Consider the following 24,313-nt stretch of genomic DNA (forward strand, 5'->3'; position numbering starts at 1 on the left):
TTTAACCTTGAAAATCTTCCTATGCGCGAAAGATCAAGGCGAGCGGCTTGTCGGCTGCCGTTTAATCGAGTATCAGGACGTAACGATTTGTGAAGACTCTCCCCCTTCGAAGGGAGGGCGGACCTCAACAAAGCGGACGGGGTTAATGAAAAAATATGTGACGCATGCCACACGGATCGCGCTGATTTCAGGCGCGGTGGGACTGACGGCGTCCTGCCAGTCCGCCAAAGTGAGCGCGGCCAAGGTGGATGTGAAGCCGGCGGCCCAGCAAGTGGCCATGACCACGCAACTTCAGACGGTCAACACATCCAGCACGGCGATGCTGACCACCGCGCCGGCTCCGATTTCGCCGGTCGACCTCGCGACCGACAAGACCATATCCATGGCCTACGCCATCCCCTCGCCCAAGCCGATTACCGACGCAGCCCAGGCGTTCAACGCCGTGGAGGTCGCATCTGTCGATCCCGCCGCGATGGGATTGCCGACCCCGACCTCTGTGCCAACTCCGATTCTGCAGCAGCAGGCGACAGTCGGCGAAGCGACCGTTCAGCCTGTCACCGCCGCCAACCCAGCCGCCCCCCAGACCGCCGCTGCGCCAGCAGCCGCACAGCCCCTGGCGACGCAGCCGCGCAAGACAGCCGTGATGGCCGACAGTTTCGGGCAGCCCGACGTCGCCGCCGTCTTCGCGATCCGGATGGGCGGGCCTGCGGCTCCGACAGCAAAAGCCGCGACCAGCGTTCAGGTCGCCAGCGCCGATCCGTCCGCAGCAACGGCGTTTGCCGCGCAACCGGCGGCCAGCGCCTTCGAGCCGGTTGTCACATCGAGCAAGAATACCGACCTCAACCAACTGATTTCCAAATATGCCGCGCTTTACGAAGTGCCGGAACATCTGGTGCACAAGGTGGTTCGCCGCGAAAGCAATTACAATCCCGGCGCCGTGCATCGCGGCAATTGGGGCCTGATGCAAATCCGCTATCGCACCGCCAAGGGAATGGGCTATGCCGGCTCGCCCAACGGCCTTCTGGACGCCGAAACCAACCTGAAATACGCCGTCAAATATCTGCGCGGCGCCTGGCTGACCGCCGACAAGGACGTGGCGAAGGCCGACTGGCTCTATCGCACCGGCTATTATTACCAGGCCAAGCGGAAGCAGCTTTTGGAAGTCATTCACGCGGATTGATCCGGGCGCGCGCGATCGATGATTTGACAGGGCAAGCTCTGTTAAGAGTTATATACTCGACCTGACTTGGTCGGAATTTCAATCAATTCATTACTTGCTGATTTCGGACAGGCGGCATGAAGATTGTTCTTACCGGAAGCTCTGGTAGAGTCGGACGATCGATTTACACCGCCCTTTCCAATCGACATGAAGTGGCTGGCGTTGATCGAACGCCTTTCTCAACGACGAGCCTTCTCGGCGATCTCAACGATGCATCCTTGCTTCGTGGGGCCTTGCAAGACGCGGACGCAGTTATTCACACTGCGGCGCTTCACGCGCCACATGTGGACCTGATCGCGGATGAGGAGTTTTATCGCGTCAATGTCGAGGCGACACGCAACCTTGCTGGCCTCGCCGCCGAGGCCGGCGTGAGGCGATTTGTGTTCACGAGCACAACCGCGCTCTATGGGCAGGCGGTCGAGGACGGAAAATGCGCTTGGCTTGACGAGGACACGCTGCCCCAGCCGAGAACAATCTATCACAGGACCAAACTCGACGCGGAGCGGGCGCTCGCGGATTTTGCAAGCCCCACATTCGACGTGCGCGTGCTGCGCATGGCGCGGAGTTTTCCCGAACCCGCCGACCAGATGGCTGCTTATCGACTGCATCGCGGCATTGACATACGCGACGTCGCCGACGCCCATCTGCTGGCGCTCGACAATCCAGGCGATCCATTTCAGATGTTTGTCATCTCCGCCGCCACACCTTTTCTGGTCGAGGACCGGGGCGCCCTCGCCTCTGACGCGCCCTCTCTCATACGCCTGCGCGCGCCGGATGTCGCCGCAGCGTTTGAAGAGCGCGGATGGCGGCTGCCGAAAACCATCGACCGCGTCTACGATTCGGGCAAAGCACGGCGGTTGCTCGGCTTCGCGCCGAAATATGGTTTTGGCGAAGTCCTGGCGCAATTGGATCGTCGCAGCATGGAAACGCTTCCATGCCGACCAAGCTCGAACACGCTCTGAGGCTGCATCTCATCCGGACGCCCGCTTGTCATCCGGCTGCCTGAGGCGGGACAAAAATGTCTCCACAAGCAGGATGAGTGCAGCTCGAATGAAGCCGTCACTCAACTGTCCCCGCCGCGCGGCATTGTGAATGACCCCGTCCACAGCGTCCGACAGGACCATGGCGTCAGCCCGCGACTTTTCGTCAAGCGCCCGCCCTGCGAAGATGCCGAGCGCATGGGCATAGATGCCGATATATTCAGTTTCAAAGGCGCTGGCGGGATCCAGATGGCCGCCGCTCGGAACCTCGTCGAGGAGCACTCGATGCAAACCGGGATGCCGACCATGGGCGGAAATAAGGGCGTCTACCAGGGCGGCGGCGAAATCCTCGATACGCACGGCGTCCATCGGCAACCCGCGCAAGGCGATCAAACAGTCTTGGAGATGCTGGTCCCGGATCGCGTCGATCAGCGCCAGTTTGTCAGGAAAATACTGATAAAGCGAGCCGATGCTGACGCCGGCCAGTTCTGCCACGGCATTTGTGTTGAAACCGGCCCAACCTGACCCGCTCAGAATGCGAGCCCCGGCTTCAAGGATTGCCTCGACCATCCGCCGAGACCTGGCCTGTCGAGGCTGTTTGCGCATCTGAGTTGCGGCGACTGCAATGCGAGTAGACAAATCGTCGCTCCCGACAAGAATGTGAGCATTGTACTCACATTTTTTTCAGAGAGGAAACAGATCATGTCCAACCCGTTCCCCACTATATTCGCCTATCACGCCTGGGCCAATGCCGACCTCATCAACAAACTGGCTGAACTCGAAGAGAAGGCCCCAGCCGCCGCCTATCTCGACGCCCTACGCCTGGCGAGCCACAGCCATGTCGTAGCCCGCATTTTCTCGGGGCATCTCACAGGCGCGCAGCATGGCTATGTGAACGATAATGTCGATCCCTTACCTTTGCTTGAGACGCTGCGGACACAGATGGCGGCGATCGACACTTGGTACAACAATTATGTCGCGGAGGTCTCTGAGCAAGATCTACTCGAACCTATCCGCTTCACCTTCACCGACGGCGATCGGGGATGCATGACGCGTCAGGAGATGTTGATGCACGTGGCGCTGCATGGCGGCTATCACCGTGGCGAGATTGGCCAGATGTTACGGCGAGCGAACATCGCCCCGCTCTGGGACACTGTCGCAGTCCATCTCCATCAGGCCGATCCCGCACGCCGAAAATCGGCATCCGCGGCCCCGGCATAAGAAGCGGCTATCGATCCAGGCCGAGCGCCTGCCTGATATCGGTCCGCAGCCTGCCCACGTCCTTAGCCTCCGGCTCCTGATAAAATCCGTGCTCCTGCCCCTCATAGATGCGCGACGATGTCGGCATGGAGGCGCGCCAGGTTTCGTCGGGAATATTCGGGTCGTTCCCGCCCCAGAAAGTATGGGCTGGGATCGACAGCCTGCTGGTCTCCTGCCTCAACCGCGTCGAGGACACGCAGACGAGCGCCCGCAGAGGCATGCCCTTCGCCACGGCCCGCCACAACGCCGTGCCGCCCGCGCTGAAGCCGATGCCAGCGGTCTCGCCGTCTCCGAACGAAGCGAGATGGGCTACGGCAGCGTCCATACCGCCGTCGCTGAACAGATAATGATGTAGCGCCTCGCCTGTGAGATGACCGGCGCCGGCGGCGGCGCTCAGCCTGATGATCTCGACCTCCAAGTCTTCCCCGAGCCAGTCGGCGTCAGCAGGCAAGCCGTGAATGTCGGATGCGAGGATGATTCGCATTTTCTGCTCCCATCGACGTGAAAATCAGCCTTTACGGCTGCGCCGGTTCCGGTTCGGGCTCCGGCAGCGGCTCCATGGTCGCGCCAAGCAGCGCCTTGACGAGCGGCGCGGGATCATAGTTCAGCTTGGAGGGCGTCAGGCCCAGGCGCACCACAACGAGATTGGCCGAGGGAATCATCGCGATCGACTGCCCGTCATGGCCAAGCGCCCAGAAGGCGTCAGGCGGAAGGCCCGTCTGTTCGGCAGTTTGCTCGCCCGTGCCGCTTTTCCAGGCCAGCGCCTCGGTATAGAGGCCGCCGGAGACGGCGCTGGCGCGGCCGACGCGCTCGATATAATCGACCGGCAGGATCTGGTCGCCGTTCCAGTCGCCGCCATTGGCAAGCAGCAGGCCGAAGCGGGCCCAATCGCGCCCAGTGGCGTAGAGCAGCGAACCGCCGGAGAATGTGCCGGTTTCATCCGTCTCGAAAATCGCCGACCGCATACCGATGCGCGAAAACAGCGCCTGGCGCGGATAAGCGAGCCCGGCGTCGCGATCGGCGAGCGTGTCTTGCACGGCGCGCGCCAGGAGCACGGCCGTGCCGGTGGTGTATTCGAATTTTTCGCCCGGTTTGGCTTCGAGCGGCTTGTCGCGCACGAATTTCGCCTGGTCGGGCTCTAGAAACAGCATGCGCGTGACATCGTCGACATCGCCATAGCTCTCGTTGAGCGACAGGCCGCTGGTCATGGCCATCAACGCGGCGATGGTGATGCCGGCGCGATCATCGGTCCATTCGGAAAACAGTTTGGCCTTGTCCCAGGAGAACGCGCCGTCCTGGATGCGCAGGGCAGCGAGCGCCCCGGTCACGGTCTTGGTCATCGACCAGCCGAGCAGCGGCGTCTCGGCGTTGAAACCCGGCGCATAGGCCTCAGCGACGATGCGTCCGTCCTTGACCACGACCAGCGCCCGCGCGCCCGGGCCGATCAGCTTGGGATCGGCGAGCAGCGCTTCGGCGCGGAGATCGGCCTTGCGGCTGACCGTGTCGCCGAGCGGCCATTCAAAATCAGAGACGGGAGGGATGACCGGCGGCGATGTCAGCGCGACCGCGCGCACAGCGTCGAGATCTCCATTCGGCGCCGAAGCGCAGCCGAGACCCGGACGATAGACGGCCGATTCGGCGGCAAGGAAGCCGAACAGCTTCGCCGTCACCACATCCTCGCCGCGCGCGATCGACACATATTTCAGCAGCCAGTGGCCGGGGGCCTGCACATCGTCGGCGAGAACTTCCTCCGCCTTGCGGCCGGAAACGAACACGCTCGAACAGATGATCTTGGCCGAATAGGCGTTGGCGACGCGAAACTCCTCGGGCGGATTGAGATAGAGCCAGCCGACGGCGCCGAAAGTGACGACGACAATAAGGGCGACCAGCCAGGCCAGAATCCGGGCGATGAGTTTCATGAGCAGTCTCCAGAATAAAATGAACTGCGTTGACATCGAAGGAAAGCAGTGGGGGCGAACGCTTTCCAAAGATGTCAACGCAGTTCAGGTTTCCTGACTTGAGCAGGAAATCGGTTGTTGGGGAAGAGCGAAGGGGCGCGCCTTCCCCAACTTCCGAGCGCGGTTCAGGCGCTTGCGAAGTGGGCGGGTCCTAGGGGCGATGGACCCGCGGCCACAATAAGCGACTGAACCGTATCTGCGGGAATCGGGCGAGAGATCATGTAGCCCTGGAGAGAAGTCGCTCCCAGTCCCACCGCCAGATCCAATTGAGTTTGTGTTTCCAGGCCTTCGATCGTCGCGCCGATATTGAAAGCCTTTCCGAGCCGCACCATGATATCGACGAGTTCGCGGTCTGGCCCGCCATCGCCCATGCCGCGGGCGAAGGAGCGGTCGACTTTCAACTGATCGAGCGGAAACTGCCTCAGATGGTTGATCGACGAACAACCGACGCCGAAATCGTCGAGCGCGATGCGCACGCCCATATCCTTGAGCGCCAGAAGCGCGACCCGGATACTGTCGTGATCAACCAGAAAGGCTTCTTCCTTCACCTCGATCATCAGCCGGCGCGGATTGACGCGATGCTGATCGAGGCATTGACGCACATGGCGCACGAGCCCGGGATCGCGGAATTCGTCGCCGCTGACATTGACAGACACGCCGATTTCGTCGGGCCAGTCAGCCGCGTTGGCGATCGCCTTGGAGAACACCATCCGGCCTATCCGCATGATGTGTCCCGAACGACGGGCGACATCGAGAAACGCGTCTGGACGCAACACGCCGCGGCGCGGATGCCTCCATCTCAGGAGCGCCTCAAAGGCGTTCACCCGACGCTGCTCGGCGTGCATGATCGGTTGATATTCAAGGAAAAACTCGTCATTGCGCACGCCGTTGGCGATCTCTTCCTCAAGACGGGCATGTTCGCTCAATGCGCGTCCAAGCGCCTGCGTGTGAAAGATATGTTTCGAGCCGGGCATGTCCTTGGCGACGTAGAGAGCGGCGTCGGCGCGGCGCAGCAGATCGCCGATATGTTCATCGCCGTCCTCGACATAACAAATGCCGATCGAAATGCCGCAACCGATGCGGCCGTCGCCGAGTTCATAGGGCTCCGCCGCTGTCGTCTCGATCAGCCGGCACAGCCGCTCGATATCGCTGTCCCTGGGTTCACCGGCCACCGTCACCACGAATTCATCGCCGCCGAGCCGGAAGATCCGCGCCAGCGGGCCAAGCACGGCGTTGAGACGGGTTGCGAAGACGCGCAGCAGCGTATCGCCGGCGTCATGGCCGAACATGTCATTGATGTGTTTGAACTTGTCGAGATCCATCAGAAGGATCGCGGGACGGAAGCTGCCATAGCGCTTGGCGTCGATGAAGCGTTCGATTTCAAGTTCGAGCGCACGACGATTCGCAACACCGGTCAGGCGGTCCTTGAGGGACAGCTCGAACAGTTGCCGCGCCGCCCGGTCGCGCTGTTCGAGACGACGCTCGAGCGCTTCCTTCAGCGAACCAATACGATGAAAGGCCAGCCCACACAGAATGGGCGCCGTCAACATGAGGGCCTGCGTCGGCGTCAGTCCTGCTGACGCCGCCCCGGTCCCCGGGTCATTGATCACGGCTTCCGCCGTCATTCCGATTATGGGCAATAACGCCCCTATTGCCGAGCCAGCGAAAGCATATCGCTGAGATATCCTCGGCAGAAACGTTCGCAACATCATGTTCGCCGCTCCTGGTGTTGAGTCGTAACCTAGCGACGATGTCTTAACTTGTGGTAAACGCGATCTGCGTCCGACGCCCCATATCGATGCAAATACCCACAATCTCCGTCATCAAACCGTCGCGCATTTGCAATATTCGCTACGCATCTGTTGGATCGAGGAAATGCACATGATCGACGCCATCATCCGCAAGCGACGCATCGGCCTGGACGAGAGATTGAAAGGCGCGCTGCTCCAGCATCGGGCGCTCAGCCTGGACGGAATCTCGGAGCGGATTTTCGGCCTGTTGTTCTCCGGTCTTGTCTATCCGCAGATCTGGGAAGACCCGGAAGTCGATCTGGCCGCCATGGAGCTTCAGCCGCATCACCATGTGCTGACCATCGCCTCGGGCGGCTGCAACATGTTGAGCTATCTGGCGAAAGGCCCTGAAAGCATCGACGTCGCCGATCTCAACGCCAGCCATATCGCGCTCAACAGATTGAAGATCGCCGCTTTCCGGCATCTGCCCGCCCATGCCGATGTGATGCGCTTCTTCGGCGTCGCCAATGAACGCGCCAACAGCGACGCCTATGACCGCTTCATCGCGCCGCATCTGGACGGCAGGAGCCGCCGCTATTGGGAAGGCCGCCGCCTGACCGGCAAACGCCGCATCGAAGTGTTCAACGGCAATTTCTACCGCACCGGCCTGCTCGGGCGCTTCATCGGCGCAAGCCACATCGCCGCCCGCCTCTACGGCGTCGACCTGAATGAACTGATGCAGGCCCGTAGCCTGGAAGAACAGCGCGAGGTCTTCGACCGCCGCATCGCGCCGATCTTCGACCGCAAGGCGGTGCGCTGGATCACCGCGCGCAAGAGCTCGCTGTTCGGCCTGGGCATTCCGCCGCGGCAATTCGACGAACTCGCCAGCCTGACCGAGGAGAAGACGTTGGCGGGCGTGTTGCGCGAGCGGGTGGAGAAACTGGCCTGCCATTTTCCCCTTCAGGACAATTATTTCGCCTGGCAGGCTTTTGCCCGCCGGTATCCGTCGCCCGCCGAAGGCAAGCTGCCGCCCTATCTCGCTCATGACAATTACCATGCGATCCGCGACAATCTCGACCACGTGACGCTGCATCATGACAACATCGTCCATATTCTCGAAGGCAAGGCGGCCGGCAGCATGGACCGCTACGTGCTGCTCGACGCGCAGGACTGGATGACCGATGAGCAGGTCAATGCGCTCTGGCGCGAAATCACCCGCACCGCCCGGCCCGGCGCGCGCGTGATTTTCCGGACAGCCGCAGAAAAGAGCATCGTCGCCGGACGTCTCGCGCCCGAGCTCGACGCCGCCTGGGGCTATCTCGAAGAAAAGTCGCTGGCGCTTGGCCGCGCCGATCGCTCCGCCATCTATGGCGGCTTCCACATCTATGAGAAGACGCCATGACCGACCAGACGCTTGATAGAAGCAGCCATTCGAGCCTGATGGATGACATCTATCGCCATCAGCGCCACATCTATGACCTGACGCGCAAATATTATCTGCTCGGCCGCGACGAGACAATCCGGGGCTTGACGATGACCGCGCGCCAGAGCCTGCTGGAAGTGGGCTGCGGCACGGGGCGCAATCTCGTTGTCGCCGGACGTCTGTTTCCCGGCATCCGTCCGTTCGGACTCGACATCTCCGCCGAAATGCTGGCGAGCGCGCAAAAGCGGCTGACGATCGAAGGCATGCCTGCGCCGGTGTTGAAACTCGCGGACGCGACAAGTTTCGCGCCGAATGAATTTGGAGTGGCCGGCTTCGATCGCATCCTGATTTCCTACGCCTTGTCGATGATCCCGGATTGGCAACAGACCATCGAGCAATGCGTCAACGCCTTGAAACCGGGCGGTTCGCTGCATGTCGTCGACTTCGGCCAGCAGGAAGGCCTCCCCTCCCCGTTCCGCGCCGTCCTGTTCGCCTGGCTCGGACGTTTCCATGTCGCGCCCCGCGCCAAACTGCGCATGGCAATGGAAAAGACCGCCGCGTTGCATGACTGCGATTTCGAATTTCATCCGATCAAGCGCGGCTATGCCTGGCGGGCGATCATCCGGCGCACGCGCGGCTGACGCGGAAATCCCGGCCGACAAAAGCGCGGCGCAAGCAGAAAGCTGCAATTTTCGCTTGGAAGCTAACCGATTCTTTACGATGATGTCGCAGGATCGGCGCTTACGCCCTGTGCTGACGTGGGAAACGGCAGGCGGCAGGGACCCATGTATTGCGTCCTATCGGGGGAAAAATGCGTCGCTTCGCGCTTTTCGTCATGCCCTTGCTGATTGCGATGGCGTCATGCTCGTCTGTCGAGTACGACCTCGTGGAAACGGCCTCCGTGCCGCCGCGCTTTCAAGACATGGACCCACAGGACTTCGGGCCGAAGACGCCGCATCATCACCCCGTTCACGGCATCGACGTGTCGAAATGGAACGGCGACATCGATTGGCGCCAGGTGCGCGCCTCCGGCGTCGCCTTCGCCTTCATCAAGGCGACCGAGGGCAAGGACAATATCGACAACCGCTTCCATGAGAACTGGCGCGCCGCGAAATCGGCGGGCGTGCCGCCTGCGCCCTATCACTTCTACTATTTCTGCTCGACGGCCGATCAACAGGCCGACTGGTTTATCTCGAATGTGCCGAAGGCCGCCATGGTGCTGCCGCCGGTGCTTGATGTGGAATGGAACGGCGAATCCAAGAATTGCCGCTATCGGCCGTCCAAACTGACGGCGGTGCAGGAATTGCAGCGCTTCCTGAATCGGCTGGAAGCGCATTACGGCAAGCGCCCGATTATCTACACGACCGTCGACTTCCATCGCGACATGCTGGTGGGCGAGTTCAAGAACTATCATTTCTGGCTGCGCGCGGTGGCCGATCACCCCAGCAATATCTATACCGATCGTCGCTGGGCCTTCTGGCAATACACCAGCACGGGCCGCATTCCCGGCATCAAGGGCGACACCGACATCAATGTCTTCGCTGGCTCCGCCAAGAATTGGCGCAACTGGCTGACCGCCGTCGCCGAAATGTGATCTGATCGGCAAGACCGATGGTCCACCCCTCGGCCTTGCCTCGGTCCCTGCGCCCGGATTGGGCTTGCATCCGCCATAATTCTCTGAAAAACCTTTGGCCGATTTAGCTCTTTCGGAAGGTTCATCATGCAGCGTTCGCTGGCCGCTTCCCTCTTCTGCGCCCTGACGGCGCTTGCACCTTTGTCCGCCACCGCCCAGACGGCGGAGCCGGCAACGCCAGCGGTGGCCTGCGGCGGCGATCTCGCAGCGTTTCTTGACGGTGTGAAGGCAGAGGCCGTGGCGCAGGGAATACCGGCCGCAGCCGTCGATCAGGCGCTCGCGACGGCGCGGATCGACAAGAAAGTTCTGTCGATGGACCGCGGCCAGGGCGTATTTCGCCAGACTTTTCTTGAATTCTCCAAGCGCGTCGTCAGCCAGGCTCGCCTCGATATCGGCCGCAGCAAGATGAAGACCCACGCCGCGACCTTCGCCAAGGCGGAAGCCGATTATGGCGTGCCCGCCCCCGTCATCACCGCCTTCTGGGCGCTGGAAACCGATTTCGGCGCCGTTCAGGGCGATTTCAACACCCGCAATGCGCTGGTGTCTCTCGCCCATGATTGCCGTCGCCCCGAGCTTTTCCGGCCGCAACTGATCGCGTTGATCAAAATGGTCGCCGATGGCGACCTCGATCCCGAGACCAATACCGGCGCCTGGGCGGGCGAAATCGGCATGGTGCAGATGCTGCCCAAGGACATCATCGCCTATGGCACGGATGGCGATGGCGACGGCCATGTGAACCTCAAGAAGAGCGACGACGACGTCATTCTCACCGCCGCCCGCTTCATCCAGAGCCTGGGTTTCCGCCGTGGCGAACCCTGGATCCAGGAAGTGACCTTGCCCGAGAACCTGCCGTTCGAGAAGAGCGGCCTTGGCGGCAGCCTGAAGGCGCAGGACTGGTTCGCGCTCGGCGTCACGCCGCGCGACGGCAATACCGGTTTCGGCCAGTTGAATGCGGCGCTGGTGCTGCCTCAGGGCCGTCTTGGCCCGGCCTTTCTGACCTATCCGAACTTCGCCATCTATCTGGAATGGAACAAGTCCTTCATCTACACGACATCAGCGGCCTATTTCGCCACGCGGCTCGCCGGCGCTCCGCCTTATGTGAAGGGCAATCCCGAGCCGGGCCTCGACACCGACTCGATGAAGACGCTGCAGACGAAGTTGCAGGCGCTCGGCCATGATGTCGGCAAGATCGACGGCATTCTCGGCGGCGGCACCCGCATCGCCATCCAGAAGGAACAGCAGAGGCTGGGCATGCCGGCCGATGGCTGGGCGACGCCCGCGCTTCTGAACGCGCTCTGATTTTTCGGGTGGCGGATCATCCCGCCCTCGCCTAGACCTGTCCCACAATCATTGCCGGGAGAGGACGCATGGCGAAGGCCGCCGACCAACCGAAATCCGCCATATCGCCCCTCGCCTGGGCGCTTCTGATCCTGTTGGGATTGCTCTGGGGCGGATCGTTCTTCTTCGCCCGCGTGGCGGTGCAGCATGTGCCGCCGCTCACGCTGGCGCTGTCGCGCTTCGTGATCGCGGCCATCGCGCTGCACATCTATCTGCGCGGCAGGAACGGTTTTTACCAAACACTCCGCAGCCGCGCCGGATCCTTCTTGCTGCTCGGCCTGCTCAACAACGCCATTCCCCACAGCTTCATCTTCATCGGCCAGACCCATATCGGCGCGGGCCTCGCCTCGATCCTCAACGCCACGACGCCGGTCTGGACGGTGCTGATCGCACATGCGCTGACGCGCGACGAAAAACTGACCGGCGCCAAACTTGTCGGCGTCGCCCTCGGGCTATCAGGCGCGGTGCTGCTGTTCTCGCCGCATCTCGGCGCGGGCGCCGACGCGCCGCTCTGGGCGATCGCTTTGCCGTTGCTGGCGGCGGTCTCCTATGGTTTCGCCGCCATCTTCAGCAAGCGCTTCCGCGGCGTCGAGCCGACCGCTATCGCCGCCGGCCAATTGACAGCCTCCACGCTGATCATGACGCCCGTGGCGCTGATCGTCGACCAGCCGTGGAGCCTGCCCTTGCCGCCGCCTGGGGCGCTCGCCGCCATGCTGGCGCTGGCGCTGGTCTCCACCGCCTTCGCCTATATCCTGTTTTTCCGGATCATCGCACTGGCAGGCGCCACCAACGCCTCTCTGGTGACGCTTCTGGTGCCGCCGAGCGCCATCCTGCTCGGCATGATGTTTCTCGACGAAAGGCTGGAAATGGTGGAATGGGCCGGGATGGGTGTAATCGCGCTCGGCCTCGTAGTGCTCGACGGCAGACTCGCTTCGCTTGTGCGACGCAGTGCGGTCCGCGCCCGAACCCCTTAAAAAGCATGGTGAAGCGACGGTTTATGTTCAGTTTTCAGTCATCTCTGTGAAAAAAATGTGAAATCGTGAAAATCTATGAATTTCATAGAGTTGTGCCTGTGGATTACCGATGGCGCGCCTTATTTCGCCGCACTGCGTCATAATTTCCGCTTTTCAGACACCGAAAAAAGCGCTTAACTTCAGCCGTCAACACGAGCAGGAGGTTCGAGCATGGGAATTACTCAATCCCTCAATATGGTGTTGGTTGGCGCGGCATTTTTGTTCGTCGGCGTAATGCTGTTCATCTGACAAGACGCGCCGGTAAAGGCCTGAGCCATAGGTCTTGACGGAATTTCAGGCGCCGGATCTTTCGATCCGGCGCCTTTTTCATGTCGCATTTTTCAGTCAGGCGGCGATGGTGAGCGCCGGCGTTTCGAACCGGGCAGGCTCGAAGCCGGACAGGCGCAGCACCTCGGAGGTCAAAGCCGAACGGTTCATCGTATAGACATGGAACTGGTCGACGCCGCGACGGATGAGATCGAGCACCTGGGTCGCAGCGAGCTCGGCGGCGCGACGGAAGCGCTCTTCGGGGTGATCTTCGACCGAACCGAGAGTCTGTTCCACAAAATCAGGCACGCTCGCGCCGCACATGCCCGCAAAGCGCTGCACCTGGGTGAGGTTCGGGATTGGCAGGATGCCGGGCACGATCGGGATCGTGACGCCAGCGGCCAGCGCCTTGTCGACATAACGTTCATAGAGATCGTTATCGAAGAAGAATTGCGTCAGCGCGCGTGCGGCGCCGGCATCGGCCTTGCGCTTGAGATTGTCGATCTCGGCGGCCCAATCCCGGCTTTCCGGATGCCGTTCGGGATAGGCCGAGACGGAAATGTCCAGACCGCCGATGTCGGCGAGCCCCGCCACCAGATCGGACGCATAGGCATAGCCCTCCGGATGCGGAACATAGGCATTGCCGAGCCCGCCCTGCGGATCGCCGCGCAGCGCCACGATGCGGCGAACGCCGGCTCGCTTGAGATCGGCCACCACCTGGCGCACCTCGTCGCGGCTCGAGCCGACGCAAGTCAGATGCGAGGCGGCGTCGAGGCCGTGTTGGGAGAGAATGGTCGACACCGCGCCGAGCGTGGTGTCGCGGGTCGTGCCGCCCGCGCCATAGGTGACGGAGACGAACTCCGGCTGCCATTTCTTGAGATCGTCGACCGTGTCCCACAGCTGAGAGGCGGCGTCGGCGTTTTTCGGCGGGAAGAATTCGAAGGACAGGGCAATGTCGCGGCAATATTTGGTCATGTCAGGATCTCCTGCTCGTGGCCGTCAGCGCAGGCGCGCTTTCGGCGGCGATTTCAATGCGGCGGTCGCGGGCAAGCCATAGGGTTACGGTCAACGCCTCGCCCGCCGTTTGCGGGGTCAGGTCCTTGACCTCGACCAGGTCGAGGCCAATTTCTTCGAGCCAATCGGACATCTGCTGATGCGAGAAACCGAGGCGGGCGTGGTGATGTTCGCTGCGGAGACTGTCGAGGCCGTGAGGGGCGAAGTCGACCACGACGAGCCGCCCCCCCGGCCTGAGCATTCGGGCGGCCTCCGCCAGCGCCAATTCGGGATTCTCAAGGAAGTGCAGCACCTGATGGATCGAGACGAGATCATAGCTCTCGCTTTCCAGCGGCAGGTTGAAAATGTCGCCCAGCCGGATGGTCGCCTTGGCGAGACCGGCTTTTTCGAGATTGGCGCGGGCCACCGACAGCATTTCGCGGCTGGCGTCGACGCCGGTCGCGGTGCGATAGATGCCTTCAAACAGTTGCAGCAGCCGGCCGGTGCCGGTGCCGAGATCAAGAAAAGCGTTGACGGGGCGCGTCCCCACCATGGCGCGCAATGCCGCTTCCACCTTTTCCTCGGCGACATGCAGCTTGCGCAACTGGTCCCAGCCTTCGGCGTTCTGGCTGAAATATTCACTGGCCTTCTGCGCCCGGCCGACCCTGACCTGGGCGAGACGCGCCTGATCCCGCGTGATGACGGCGTCGGCGCCCGAGGCGCTTTCGATGATCTTGCGGGTGAGCGTGGCGCTTTCGCCGTCGCGACGCAGCCGAAACCAGGCCCAGGCGCCTTCCTGATAGCGCTCGATCAGGCCTGCTTCGGCAAGCAATTTCAAATGCCGGGAAATGCGCGGCTGCGACTGGCCGAGGATTTCGGTAAGATCGCTGACGGTGAGATCGCCCGACGACAGTAGAACCAGCAGCCTGAGCCGCGTCGGCTCGGCCGAGGCTTTGAGAATTTCCACCAGACTGTTCAGCGAGAAACCGCTATTATTGGCCATGCATCACCCAATCAAGACATAAACATATCTTTATATGTTTTGAGCGATGGCGCAAGCGGAAAATCAAACGGCGCGGGCAGAAAACTATCCGTATAATTTGCGCGACCGCGCAAAAAGGAACCCCCGGCGCGAGCCGGGGGTTCCAAACCGTATTGAAGGTTAGGTCAGCGCGTCAGGCGCTTATAGGTCACGCGGCTCGGATTGAGCGCATCGGGGCCGAGACGACGAACCTTGTCCTGCTCGTAATCCTCGAAATTGCCCTCGAACCATTCGACATGGCTGTCGCCTTCAAAGGCTAGGATATGCGTGGCGAGACGGTCGAGGAACATGCGATCATGGCTGATGATCACCGCGCAGCCCGCGAAATTTTCGAGCGCGATTTCCAGCGCCGCCAGCGTTTCGGTGTCCAGGTCGTTGGTCGGTTCGTCGAGCAGCAGCACATTGCCGCCGGACTTCAGCATCTTGGCGAGGTGGACGCGATTGCGCTGGCCGCCCGAGAGATTGCCGACCTTCTGCTGCTGGTCGCCGCCGCGGAAATTGAACGTCGAGCAATAGGCGCGCGAATTCATCTCGTGCTTGCCGAGCTTGATCACTTCGGCGCCGCCGGAGATTTCTTCCCAGACGGTCTTGTTGGCGTCGAGCGCGTCGCGGCTCTGGTCGACATAACCGAGATGCACGGTCTCGCCGATGCGGATGGAGCCGGCATCCGGCGTTTCCTGGCCGGTGATCATGCGAAACAGCGTCGTCTTGCCGGCGCCGTTGGGGCCGATCACGCCGACAATGCCGCCCGGCGGCAATTTCAGCGACAGGCCGTCGATCAGCAACCGTTCGCCATAGCCCTTGGAGACGCCATCCATCTCGATGACCACCTGGCCAAGGCGTTCACCCACCGGAATGATGATCTGCGCGTCGCCGGGGCGCTGATTTTCTGCTGCGTCCACCAGTTCGTCATAGGAGCGGATACGCGCCTTGGACTTGGCCTGACGGGCCTTGGGGCTGGACGAAATCCATTCCTGTTCGCGGGCGATCGCCTTCTGACGGGTGGCTTCTTCGCGATTTTCCTGCAGCATGCGCTTGGCCTTGGCCTGCAGATAGGCCGAGTAATTGCCCTCATAGGGGATCGACCGGCCGCGATCGAGTTCGAGAATCCAGCCCGTGACATTGTCGAGGAAGTAGCGGTCGTGGGTGATCATCAGCACGGCGCCGGGATATTGGCGCAGATGCTTTTCGAGCCAGGCGATCGTCTCGGCGTCCAAATGGTTGGTCGGCTCATCGAGCAGAAGCAGGTCGGGCTGCGACAGCAGAAGCTTGCACAGCGCGATACGACGGCGTTCACCGCCCGAAAGGCTGGTGACGTCAGCATCCGGAGGCGGGCAACGCAGCGCGTCCATGGCCATTTCGACCTGCTGCTCCAGATCCCACAGGTTCTGGGCGTCGATGATGTCCTGGAGTGCGGCGCCTTCGTCGGCGGTCTCGTCGGAATAGTTCATCATCAGTTCGTTATAGCGCTCGAGAATGGCCGTCTTCTTGGCCACGCCTTCCATCACATTTTCAAGCGCCGTCTTGTTGGGATCGAGTTGCGGCTCCTGCGGCAGATAGCCGATGGTTGCGCCGTCGGCGATCCAGGCCTCGCCGGTATATTCCTTGTCGAGGCCGGCCATGATCTTGAGGATCGTCGACTTGCCGGCGCCGTTAGGGCCGAGGATGCCGATCTTGGCGTCCGGGTAAAAGGAGAGATGAACATTCTCCAGAACCTTCTTGGCGCCGTAGGCCTTGGTCAGCCCCGACATATGATAGATGAATTGACGCGCCATGCCATAACCTCGACAAACCGATTTAGGGAATTGCCGGCTATGTAGGGCAAATCCGTTTCTGGGGCAATGTTCGATTTGCCGTCTCCCCCAGGCTTGGGCGCTGCTGTCGCCCCCTATTGCAAACCCGCTGCGTCAACGATTCCGGAAGCACAGCCGAACTTGGTCGGCTTCGCCCGCGCCAGAAGCGCGGCCAGACCGAGCCCCTTCTCGCCCTCTTTTTCCGCGCCGAGACCGACGGACAGGCCGGAGATCAACCGCCGTCCGCCATCCTTGCGGCAGCGCATCCTCACTTTGTCGCCGCTCCCCGGACCAAAGGCTTGGTCGAACGCCGCCTTGATCTGAGCCTCATCCAGCGTTTTGCCGATATTGGCGGAAAACAGCGCCCCCACGGCCGAGCGGTTGACCTCGTCGGTCAGGCCGAGCGCCCGGCGGAAATAGTCGTCCGCCAGCCCGCCCGAGCACAGCCCATGCTTCACCCATTCATGCCGGTCTAGACCGGACGCGACGCCGGGCATGGCGCGAGACAGATCCGCCGCAAGACGCGGATCCAACGCCAGCGCCGGCATTTTCAGCCAATCGCCGGCCTTGTCGGCCGTCTTCAGGCTGTCTGGGGCGCCGCAATAGCTCTTGCGCAAGATCCATAGCCCGTGCAACGAAAGTTGGCGCGCCGATTGCGCCTCCGCCGAAGGGTGGGCGCATTCCGGCCGATTGCGCTGGCCTTCACAGAAGGCGGGATGCCAGGATAGACCCAGCGCCATCACGGTTTTTCCCGGCGAACCGGTTTCCATCGCCAGAACCGGACCTGCCGCCAGCCAGACGAGGAGCATGACTATATTAGCGATTCTTGAAGATATTTTGCGCCCGCACATCACAGTTTCCTAAAATCAAAGTGAACGCCTAGTGAACATAATGAATACATACGGGATATTTGCAATCATTAACTTCATATAAATTCATACACAACCATTAACGATTTGACTCGGTTCAGGAATTTTTTCGCACCGAAACAGATCGCCGCATGGCGTCCGGCGCGGCGATGAAGGGGAGAGAGGATGTTCGAGAAGACAGAAATCGTCGAACGCGACGGCGCCAGAATTTGCCTGCGCCACCACGCGGCGAAAGAGCCCGCCCGGGGCGTAGTGATGATCTGCCACGGACTGGCCGAACATGCAGGACGGTATCGACGCTTCGCCGCGTTTCTCGCCGACCGCGGCTACCATGTCTACGCCCATGATCATCGCGGCCATGGCTCAACCACCGCTTCCGACGCGCCAATCGGGCGTTTCGCTCGGATCGACGGCGCGACCATCGTCCTGGCCGATGTCGCCGCCGTCCGGGCGCTGGTCGCGGCGCGGCATCCGGGCGTGCCGGTGGCGTTGTTCGGCCATTCCATGGGCGGAATGATCGCGATGAACGCGGCGCAGGAGCGCCCTGAGGATTACGCCGCGCTCGCCGTGTTCAACAGCAAGCTCAATCCCGGCGCGGCCGGCGCCGTGGGCGCGCTGGCGATCAAGGCGGAACGCTTTTTCAAGGGCTCGGACGTGCCGAGCATGATCGGGCCCAAGGCCACCTTCGAGGCCTGGGCAAAGAGCATTCCCTACGCCCGCACCGATTTCGACTGGCTGAGCCATGACAAGGCCGAGGTCGACGCCTATGTCGCCGATCCACTCTGCGGCTTTTCAGCCACTGTGTCGATGTGGCTCGACCTGATGGTGCTGTCGCGTCGGGGCGGCGACGGCGAGCGGTTGGCCCGTCTCCCCAAGGATCTGCCGATTTATCTGGTCGGCGGCGGGGAAGATCCGGCCACAGCCAATGGCGAGGATATGCTCTGGCTGGAAAAACGTCTGGGCAAAGCCGGCGCGCGTCGCGTCACGACCATCATCTATCGCAACATGCGGCATGAAACGCTGAACGAGATCGGCCGCAACGAGGCCATGCTGAATTTCGCGGCCTGGCTTGACGCCGCGCTCGAACGAAACGTCAGACGCGCGTCATAAAGTGACGGCAGCTCAGCCCGGTGGATGGCGGGTTCATGCCTCAATCCGCCGGAGCGTGGACACATCCTCATCAATCTTGCGCATCATGCCGCGCTGAGAGGCGATCATGTTTTCCACCTCCGACATGGCGCTGTCGATCTTGCTGAAGCTCGAAAAAATGCTGACCAATTGCTGCGAGATCTCACCATAGCCGTCATGCGCCGTGGCCAGACGGGTTTCCGAGATCTTGATGTTTTCACCGAGAATGCCGATGCTCGCCTCCACCTGCGCAATCGCTTCCCGGCTGTTGTCGAGCGTGGATTTCGTGGTGTTGGCGAGGTTGCGGACCTCATTGGCGACCACCGCGAAAGAGCGGCCGGCCTCGCCTGCGCGGGCAGCCTCGATCGTGGCGTTGAGCGAGAGCAGGTTGGTCTGCATGGTGATCTTGTCGATCACTTCGACGATGTCGTTGAGTTGCCGCGTCGTGCGCGCCACCTTGAGGAACTCTTCCTCCAGAATGCCGGTTTCGGCGTTCTGCGTCACCTCAGCCATGCGCCGCTCCATGTCGCTGCGAATGCCCTGGACGCTCAGGCGCACGTCATCGGTTCGTCCGACGACCTCGTCGAGCTGGCTCGCAAGCGTGGCGGTCTTGCCGATGAAGCCGGTCAGCCGGCCGATCAGCTTTTGACGCATGTCGTTGACGAGCTGCTGCTGGCGCAGCCGGCACTGGGTGAAATACCGGGCGAACCGCGCATAGTGAACCGGAAATTCATCGATATAGTGATCGGCGAATGCTTCGCCGCCTGACACGTCGAAAAACACCAGCGCCGTCAGCGTCTGGTTGACATTGATCCCGAGGAGTTCCCCGAAGGTGGAGAAACCCGCCGCAGGAATGGTCCAGGCGCCGTTCATGTCTTTCAGGCGTCCTGCATTGCCCAGGCGGCGCAATATGCAGTCGTTGAGAACGGCGCCCAGCGCTTTCGGCTTGCCGCGGAAAAACGCCTGCATATCGGCGCGCGTCTGGCCGGCGAAATCGGTCGCCTTGACGAGATGCAGTTCATCGCCCGGATTGACGTCGCAATAGAAGTTCACCGCGCCTGCGGCGAGATCGATGGAGGCGATCGAGCGGACGAACAGCTCGTCGTCCATCTTGATCGCGAAAGTATAGCCTTCAAGCCTGCGGGTGAGATCGCCGGGTTGGCATTGCATCATCCGGCAAAGGGCGTCGACAATCGGCACGAGTTCGACCGTGCCGGTATCGACCGCCGCCGTCACTTTGCGCATTTCCGGACAGGCTTCCATGATCACCAGTGATTTGCCGGTCGCGACGAAGTTCTGGCTTTTCAACACGCCGAACCGGGTTTGCGACGGAGTCTTGGCGAAGATGATCACCGCATGGTTCTGGATCGGCCGCTGTCCGTCGAAGATATAGCTGTGCTGGAAATCGAGTTTTCCGCCCGATGAGCCGCCGATGAACAGGCACGGAAACCGACCGCATTCGTAGATGGCTTCCATAAGGTAGTTTTCTGACGCCGACAGACCGTCGACCAGGGTGATGGCAAGCGTGTCATCGGCGCGGATGCGAAACGGCAGCCGCAGCCGGCTCAAATGGCCGACCAGTTCGGACACCCGCTGCGCCTGCGGCTTGCCAGGCGCGCCGGACCGGATATCCTCATTGCAGAGCGGCACGGTCTGGATCGAGACCATCTCAAGCAGATCGGCGCCGAAAACCTGAATCACGACATTGTCCCAGGTTCCGGAGGCGGCGCAGTAAAGGGCGCCGTCGACTGCGTCCTCCACATTGCACAATTCGCCGGCCGTGGTGGTGGCAACAAACGGCGTCGTCCCACAGCGCATCTGAATCTGGCGGCACACAGCCTGAAAATCCACATGCGGCGATATGTAGGCCATGATCAGTCTGGAGGGCGCCCCATCGATTTCCGCGAGCGACGGGGGTAACGTCGACAAACGGGAATCGGTCTTGAACACCAGCATGGGTCGCTTCGGCCTGGCGGCATTGGCCTGAGGATCAGACTCGACGGATATCGCTTCCGGCGCGCCGCCAACGTCGGTTTCCAGAGGAGACGTCTCGATCACTGGCTGGGGGATGCGCGCCTTCTTGATACCAAACACCGAGTCTGCCCTCCAATACGAAGCGGCCTATAAATATATGTATTTTCGTAACTTCTAATTAATAACATTTATCAAGTTCTGGGCAACGTCCGGCGGCCCTGCGCTGCTGCACGAGCATTGTGGACGTCACTTTGGATTGTTGCAGTCCAAAAAACGGAACCCAAGAGCCTGCATAGTCTTTTCCTTCCACCGCGCCTTGCCATCACCGGCAGGACCGTTATCAATGGCCGCGACAAAATGGCCGATGGGGACCCTTTGCCGATGTTCGAAAACCTCTTCACCTTCGAAAGCCTGATCACCTTCCTGATCCTGACCGCGCTCGAGACCGTGCTCGGCTTCGACAATCTTCTCTACATCTCGATCGAGGCCAAGAAGGTCGATCCCGCCCGTGAGGCCTATGTCCGCCGCACCGGCATCATTCTGGCGATCGGCTTGCGCATCGTGTTGCTGTTCGTGGTGCTGAAGCTGATCGACACGTTCCAGGCTCCGCTCTGGGAAGCGCATACGAGCGTCTTCACCGCCGCCGTCAGCGGCCATTCGCTGATCGTGCTGTTCGGCGGCGTCTTCCTCATCTACACCGCCATCAAGGAAATCTTTCACATGATCGGCGCGCCGCATGAGGAACAGAACGCCACGCGCGCCGCCCGCCGCAGCGTCGCCTCGGCGCTGACGATGATTCTCATCATGAACATAGTCTTCTCCTTTGACACAGTGCTGTCGGCGGTGGCGCTGACGCATAATTTCATCGTCATGGCCGCCGCCATCATCGTCTCCGGCGTCTTGATGGTGGTGATGGCCGACACGGTGTCGAACTTCCTCAAGAAAAACCGCATGTATGAAGTGCTCGGCCTCTTCGTACTGCTGTTGGTCGGCTATATGCTGATGTCGGAAGGCGGCCACCTCGCCCATCTGTCCTTCTTCGGCTATCCGGTCGAGCCCATGGCGAAGTCGACATTCTACTTCGTGCTGGTGACTTTGATCATTGTCGAAATCATCCAGGGCCGCTATCAGAAGCGCATCCTGGCCGAGCAGGAGCGCAACAACCATTGACGGCGTCGCGCGCGCCTTCTCGGCTTCCCTAAAGCTGACAAAGAGTGTGCGCGATGACCAAGAAGACCGGCGGCCAACTGATCGTGGAGGCGCTTGTCGCCAATGGCGTCAAGCGTATCGCCTGCGTGCCGGGCGAGAGCTATCTGGCAGTGCTGGATGCCCTGCATGACACAGAAATCGACGTGATGGTGTGCCGCCAGGAAGGCGGCGCAGCGATGATGGCCGATTGCTGGGGCCGGCTGACCGGCGAGCCCGGCATCTGCATGGTCACCCGCGGCCCCGGCGCCACCAATGCCACCGCCGGCCTGCATGTGGCCCGGCAGGATTCCGTGCCGATGATCCTGTTTATCGGCCAGGTGCAGCGCGACGCCCGCGAGCGCGAAGCCTTCCAGGAAGTCGAATATCGCCGCGCCTTCACCGAATTCGCCAAATGGGTCGGCGAGATCGACGACGCCCGCCGCATTCCGGAATTCGTCACCCGCGCTTTTGCGGTGGCGACCTCTGGCCGCCCCGGCCCGGTCGTGCTGTCGCTGCCGGAAGATATGCTGACCGATCTGGTTGAGGCGGCGGACGCCCGCCCCTATCAGCCGGTGGCCACCCATCCCGCGCCGAGCCAGATCGCCGATCTCAAGGCGCGGCTCGAAAAGGCCGAGCGTCCGCTGGTCATTCTCGGCGGCACGCGCTGGAGCGAGGCCTCCGTCGCCGCCTTTCAGTCCTTCGCCGAAGCCTGGGATCTGCCTGTCACGGTGTCCTTCCGCCGCCAGATGCTGTTTGATCACGCCCATCTGAACTATGCCGGCGATGTCGGCATCGGCGTCAATCCGAAGCTCGGCGAAGCGGTGAAGAACGCCGATCTGCTGATCATGCTCGGCGGACGTTTCTCGGAAATGCCGTCCTCGGGCTATACGCTGGTCGATATTCCCTACCCGCGCCAATCGCTCGTCCACATTCATCCCGATTCGTCCGAACTCGGCCGCGTCTACCGTCCCGACGTCGCAATCAACGCCGATCCCTCGAGCTTCGTCGCGGCACTTGCGGGCGTCACCCCGAGCGCGCCAGTCGCCTGGTCCGAGCGCACCAAGTCCATGCGCGCCGATTACCTGGCCTGGTCTACACCGCCGATGGAAGGTCCCGGCGAGGTCGCCATGGGTCCGATCATGTCCTGGCTTGAGGATAATCTGCCGAAGACGGCGATCATGACCAATGGCGCCGGCAATTACGCCACCTGGCTGCACCGCTTCCACCGCTTCCAGGCCTATGCGACGCAAGCCGCGCCGGCCTCGGGCTCGATGGGTTATGGTCTGCCCGCCGCCGTAGCCGCCAAGGCCGCCTTCCCCGAGCGGGAAGTCGTGTGCTTCGCCGGCGATGGCTGCTTCATGATGCATGGCCAGGAATTCGCCACCGCCGTGCGCTACAATCTTCCCATCATCGTGGTGCTGGTGAACAACGGCATCTACGGCACGATCCGCATGCATCAGGAGCGGGAATATCCGGGCCGCGTCTCGGCCACCGGTCTCACCAACCCGGATTTTTGCGACTACGCCCGCGCTTTCGGCGGCCATGGCGAGAAAGTGACGAAGACCTCGGATTTCGCCGCCGCCTATCTGCGCGCAAGAGAGAGCGGCAAGCCGGCGATCATCGAGGTCATCCTCGATCCGGAGGCCATCACGCCCACCCGTACGTTGACCCAGATCCGCGAAGCCGCCAAGGGCTGATCAATCCAGACAAAGTTGCGCGCCGCGCTTTCGCCGCGTGGCGCGCGACATCAATCGTCGCCGAACTTGCAGGGCCAGTTCTTCGACGGCTTCAAGCCCTCAGGCAGCTTGGTGTCCTTGTCGCCGCAGGCCATGTCGAGCTGCCATTGGTTGAGACCGGTCGCCCCCGACAGATCCACGCCCTCGATCCGGGTGAGGAAGAAAAAGGCGCGGTCGAAATCCGCCGGACGGCTGAACTTGGCGTCGCGGAAATCAGCCCGGGCGAGATTGGTCAGCGCAAAGCGGCTGCCGCTGACATCGGCCTTGTCGAATTGCGACCGTCCCATATCCGCCTTGGTGAAATCGACATCGGTCAAAATCGCCGCATGGAAGTTCGACCGCTGCAATTCGCCGCTGCGAAAGATCGCGCCCGGCGCGTTGATCTCGCTGAAATCGGTGCGATAGGCTTCCACGCGGGCAAACCGCGCCCCCGACGCCGATGCGCCGGCAAGGCTGGCCCTGACCAGCGTGGCCTTTTCGAAAATCGCCGAAACCAGATCGGAGCCGGCGAGATCGGTGCCGCTGAAATCGACATCGGTGAGATTGGCGCCGCGCAACTCGCCGTTTGGCAGCATGAGATTGCGCTTGTTGCATTCGCGCCAATCGATGCCGGCGCGCGGCGAATCATGGCAATCGTCGGCGGCGAGAGCTGCGGCACCCGCCGATAGCGCGACGACCAGTGCGATCAAGCTCGAAACGGCAAAATGTCTTACGCGCATGATCGGCTCCGCGATTGCGATGACTGGCGGCGTCGCACGACGCGCGCCGC

21 protein-coding genes are annotated in these 24,313 nt (G+C 61.7%); 11 read left to right on the forward strand and 10 right to left on the reverse strand.

The features are described from left to right. Positions 1–145 precede the first annotated feature (145 nt). Both M2360_RS23080 and M2360_RS23085 read left to right on the forward strand, forming a co-directional pair. Positions 146–1,180: a lytic transglycosylase domain-containing protein gene (locus M2360_RS23080; RefSeq protein WP_280777739.1), complete on the forward strand. Its 1,035-nt coding sequence runs from the start codon at positions 146–148 to the stop codon at positions 1,178–1,180. Positions 1,181–1,296: 116 nt separating this feature from the next. After that, entirely contained in the window at positions 1,297–2,181 is an 885-nt protein-coding gene (locus M2360_RS23085; RefSeq protein ID WP_280777740.1) for an NAD(P)-dependent oxidoreductase, read from the forward strand. A gap of 9 nt (positions 2,182–2,190) precedes the next feature. Here the strand turns inward: M2360_RS23085 and M2360_RS23090 are convergent, their stop codons facing one another. Further along, a complete protein-coding gene (locus M2360_RS23090) occupies positions 2,191–2,769 on the reverse strand; it encodes a TetR/AcrR family transcriptional regulator (protein WP_280777741.1) in 579 nt (192 codons plus the stop codon). A gap of 132 nt (positions 2,770–2,901) precedes the next feature. Here M2360_RS23090 and M2360_RS23095 point away from each other — a divergent pair, with 132 nt between their 5' ends. Continuing rightward, the gene (locus M2360_RS23095) at positions 2,902–3,420 is read left to right on the forward strand and encodes a DinB family protein (RefSeq protein ID WP_280777742.1); all 519 of its coding nucleotides are present in this window, start codon (positions 2,902–2,904) and stop codon (positions 3,418–3,420) included. 7 nt (positions 3,421–3,427) lie between these two features. Here M2360_RS23095 and M2360_RS23100 read toward each other — a convergent pair whose 3' ends face one another. From M2360_RS23100 to M2360_RS23110, 3 genes are all read right to left on the reverse strand, one after another. After that, the gene (locus M2360_RS23100) at positions 3,428–3,943 is read right to left on the reverse strand and encodes an alpha/beta hydrolase (protein ID WP_280777743.1); all 516 of its coding nucleotides are present in this window, start codon (positions 3,941–3,943) and stop codon (positions 3,428–3,430) included. Positions 3,944–3,974: 31 nt separating this feature from the next. After that, complete coding sequence (locus tag M2360_RS23105) at positions 3,975–5,378, reverse strand: serine hydrolase (RefSeq protein ID WP_280777744.1); 1,404 nt, start codon at positions 5,376–5,378, stop codon at positions 3,975–3,977. A 164-nt stretch (positions 5,379–5,542) separates the two neighbouring features. Beyond that, a complete protein-coding gene (locus M2360_RS23110) occupies positions 5,543–7,057 on the reverse strand; it encodes an EAL domain-containing protein (protein WP_280777745.1) in 1,515 nt (504 codons plus the stop codon). Positions 7,058–7,298: 241 nt separating this feature from the next. Here M2360_RS23110 and M2360_RS23115 point away from each other — a divergent pair, with 241 nt between their 5' ends. The 5 genes from M2360_RS23115 (at position 7,299) to M2360_RS23135 (ending at position 12,515) form a co-directional block, all read left to right on the forward strand. Continuing rightward, on the forward strand, positions 7,299–8,549 hold the full coding sequence (locus tag M2360_RS23115) for a DUF3419 family protein (protein WP_280777746.1): 1,251 nt from the start codon (positions 7,299–7,301) through the stop codon (positions 8,547–8,549). Beyond that, complete coding sequence (locus tag M2360_RS23120; RefSeq protein ID WP_280777747.1) at positions 8,546–9,211, forward strand: class I SAM-dependent methyltransferase; 666 nt, start codon at positions 8,546–8,548, stop codon at positions 9,209–9,211. Before M2360_RS23115 ends, M2360_RS23120 begins: the two co-directional genes overlap by 4 nt. Positions 9,212–9,381: 170 nt before the next feature. Then, a complete protein-coding gene (locus M2360_RS23125) occupies positions 9,382–10,164 on the forward strand; it encodes a GH25 family lysozyme (RefSeq protein ID WP_280777748.1) in 783 nt (260 codons plus the stop codon). Between the two features lie 126 nt (positions 10,165–10,290). Continuing rightward, positions 10,291–11,502, forward strand: a complete 1,212-nt coding sequence (locus M2360_RS23130; RefSeq protein ID WP_280777749.1) for a lytic murein transglycosylase — start codon at positions 10,291–10,293, stop codon at positions 11,500–11,502. Between the two features lie 68 nt (positions 11,503–11,570). Further along, complete coding sequence (locus M2360_RS23135; protein WP_280777750.1) at positions 11,571–12,515, forward strand: DMT family transporter; 945 nt, start codon at positions 11,571–11,573, stop codon at positions 12,513–12,515. A 384-nt stretch (positions 12,516–12,899) separates the two neighbouring features. On the opposite strand, the gene metF is transcribed toward M2360_RS23135, so the two are convergent. The 4 genes from metF to M2360_RS23155 form a co-directional block, all read right to left on the reverse strand. After that, complete coding sequence (gene metF, locus M2360_RS23140; RefSeq protein WP_280777751.1) at positions 12,900–13,796, reverse strand: methylenetetrahydrofolate reductase [NAD(P)H]; 897 nt, start codon at positions 13,794–13,796, stop codon at positions 12,900–12,902. Between the two features lies 1 nt (position 13,797). After that, positions 13,798–14,817: a metalloregulator ArsR/SmtB family transcription factor gene (locus M2360_RS23145; RefSeq protein ID WP_280777752.1), complete on the reverse strand. Its 1,020-nt coding sequence runs from the start codon at positions 14,815–14,817 to the stop codon at positions 13,798–13,800. 164 nt (positions 14,818–14,981) lie between these two features. Next, complete coding sequence (gene ettA / locus M2360_RS23150; RefSeq protein WP_280777753.1) at positions 14,982–16,631, reverse strand: energy-dependent translational throttle protein EttA; 1,650 nt, start codon at positions 16,629–16,631, stop codon at positions 14,982–14,984. Positions 16,632–16,744: 113 nt separating this feature from the next. Further along, positions 16,745–17,458, reverse strand: coding sequence for a ribonuclease (locus M2360_RS23155; protein WP_280777754.1), 714 nt, complete (start codon positions 17,456–17,458; stop codon positions 16,745–16,747). 225 nt (positions 17,459–17,683) lie between these two features. Between M2360_RS23155 and M2360_RS23160 the strand changes: the two genes are divergently transcribed. Further along, entirely contained in the window at positions 17,684–18,628 is a 945-nt protein-coding gene (locus M2360_RS23160) for an alpha/beta hydrolase (RefSeq protein WP_280777755.1), read from the forward strand. A 33-nt stretch (positions 18,629–18,661) separates the two neighbouring features. On the opposite strand, the gene M2360_RS23165 is transcribed toward M2360_RS23160, so the two are convergent. Further along, on the reverse strand, positions 18,662–20,740 hold the full coding sequence (locus tag M2360_RS23165) for a methyl-accepting chemotaxis protein (protein WP_280777756.1): 2,079 nt from the start codon (positions 20,738–20,740) through the stop codon (positions 18,662–18,664). Positions 20,741–21,001: 261 nt separating this feature from the next. Between M2360_RS23165 and M2360_RS23170 the strand changes: the two genes are divergently transcribed. Next, positions 21,002–21,790 (forward strand): tellurium resistance protein TerC, encoded by a 789-nt coding sequence (locus tag M2360_RS23170; protein WP_280777757.1) that lies wholly within the window; start codon positions 21,002–21,004, stop codon positions 21,788–21,790. Between the two features lie 53 nt (positions 21,791–21,843). After that, positions 21,844–23,505 carry a thiamine pyrophosphate-binding protein gene (locus M2360_RS23175; RefSeq protein WP_280777758.1) on the forward strand — a complete coding sequence of 554 codons (1,662 nt, stop codon included), beginning with the start codon at positions 21,844–21,846 and terminating at the stop codon, positions 23,503–23,505. Positions 23,506–23,555: 50 nt separating this feature from the next. Here M2360_RS23175 and M2360_RS23180 read toward each other — a convergent pair whose 3' ends face one another. After that, on the reverse strand, positions 23,556–24,263 hold the full coding sequence (locus tag M2360_RS23180) for a pentapeptide repeat-containing protein (protein WP_280777759.1): 708 nt from the start codon (positions 24,261–24,263) through the stop codon (positions 23,556–23,558). Positions 24,264–24,313 lie beyond the last annotated feature (50 nt).

It is taken from the genome of Rhizobium sp. SG_E_25_P2, assembly GCF_029892285.1.
GTDB lineage: Bacteria > Pseudomonadota > Alphaproteobacteria > Rhizobiales > Rhizobiaceae > Rhizobium_E.